This is a genomic window from Rhizobacter sp. P2_H3 (assembly GCF_056403355.1).
In genome coordinates this window covers 1-1,664 of sequence record NZ_JBFUFQ010000463.1, presented here as the reverse complement: position 1 = coordinate 1,664, position 1,664 = coordinate 1, and the positions used below count along the sequence as shown (strand labels likewise).

The window sequence follows — 1,664 nt, the reverse complement described above, 5'->3', positions numbered from 1 at the left end:
GTCGTAGTCGATCGCGAACGGCGCACCGGCCGCACGCCGCCGCTCGACGACGGCACGCGCCGTGCCGCGTGCGTCGTTGTCGACCACCACCACCTGGCTGGGCAGGCACTGCTGCGCGACCAGGTCGTCCAGCAGCGCGCCGAGCCGCTCGGGCCGGCGGTAGGTCGCGATGCACACGCTGATGCTCATGACGGCGGCGGCATGGGCGGCCGGTCCAGGCGGCGCGCGGCCGCGATGGCCGTCGCCAGTTCCTGCTGCGCACGGAACAGGTTCCACACCAGCAGCGCGAGCGCGCTCACGTTGAAGATCGCCGACCAGCCGAGCGCGAAGGTGAGCAGCGCGGCCAGCACCACGAAGAACATCAACCGGATCAGGTGGAAAGGCGCCTCCGGCCAGGCCTTGCCGCTCAGCCGGTAGACGTGGTACGGCACCCACTTGGCGAGCACGTGCGCACCGAGCGCGGCGGCCCCGATCGGCACGATCGGCACCAGCACGACGAAGGCCGCCGCGCGCGCGAACTGCAGGCCGGCGAACAGCCACACGCGGGTGGCCTTGTCGACCCGGTTGTAGCCGGTGAACCAGAGCTGCGTGGCGGCCAGCACCGCGACCCAGGCCGCCAGGTCAGCCGCCTGCAGCGGATCCGGCCAGCGCACCAACGCCGCGCCGATCGCGCCGCAGCCGAGGGCCCACAGCCACGGCGCCCAGCGCGGCGTGGCGATGCCGTGCTCGTGGAAGGCGGCGCTCAGCTTCGGTTCGGCCTCGAAGCGCGCGCCGCTCGCATCGTTGTCGACATAGCCGCGCTCGTAGATGGCCCAGAACGACACCAGCAGGAACAGCAGGCCGGCCACGTGCGGCACCGGCGAGGCCGCCAGCGCCGTCGAGCACAGCACCCAGAACGCGAAGTCCTCCTGCAGCACGCCGCGCACGATGTAGCGCTCGCCCGGCCGCTTGACGTGCGTGAGGTACTGGCCCGGCAGGTACACGCCGCTCAGCGCGTGGCGGTAGCGTGCCTCGGGCCACACCGCCCGCAGCGGGTGGGCACAGGCGTTCAACAGGCCGAGGTCCTGCGCCGAATCGGTCAGCACCAGCGCGCGCGCGACCGTCTCGCCGCCGAGCGCGCCCACCACCATGTGCAGCTTGCCGTCGCGCCGGTCGGCGAAGCACGACAGGCGCGCCGCGACGATCTGCGCCTGCGGCAGCCCGAGCGCGGCGACCAGCGGCGCGACGATCGGGTGGAAGCCGGCGGTCGTGATGATGGGGGTGGTCGTGGCGCCGGGCGCGTCGAGCGCCGCCTGCAGGCGCCGGTTGGCATGGGCGCCGGCGAGCGCGGCGACCCGCGCCCGCCAGCGCCGGGCGATCCACGGGAAGCAGCCCATCACCAGGCGCACGCGCCACACGTCGCGCGTCGGTTCGCCGCCGGTCCAGCGCCACGGCTTGAGCGCGTCGAGCAGGCGCAGCAGCAGCAGCGCCGCCAGGCGCGGGCGGGCCGAGTCGATGAAGTCCTCGGTCGAGTTGCGCAGGTACAGCGTCTCGTCCAGGTCGAGCAGGATCGGGCCGCGGTGCGCGCGGATCGCCCCGAGCGCCGCTTCGGGCGTCACGTCATGCGGCGTCGCGATGTGCAGCGCGCTCACGGCACCGCCATCCGGCCGCGCCCTGCCGGACCG

Annotated in this window: 2 protein-coding genes; both read right to left on the bottom strand. The window is 74.0% G+C overall.

Features of this window, described 5'->3' with window-relative positions:
* The coding region (locus tag AC1D1T_RS32345; protein WP_477993444.1) for a glycosyltransferase family 2 protein at nt 1–189 on the bottom strand (189 nt) is incomplete at its 3' end.
* On the bottom strand, nt 186–1,664 hold a 1,479-nt coding region (locus AC1D1T_RS32340), incomplete at its 5' end, for a hypothetical protein (RefSeq protein WP_477993443.1). The genes AC1D1T_RS32340 and AC1D1T_RS32345, both read right to left, overlap by 4 nt.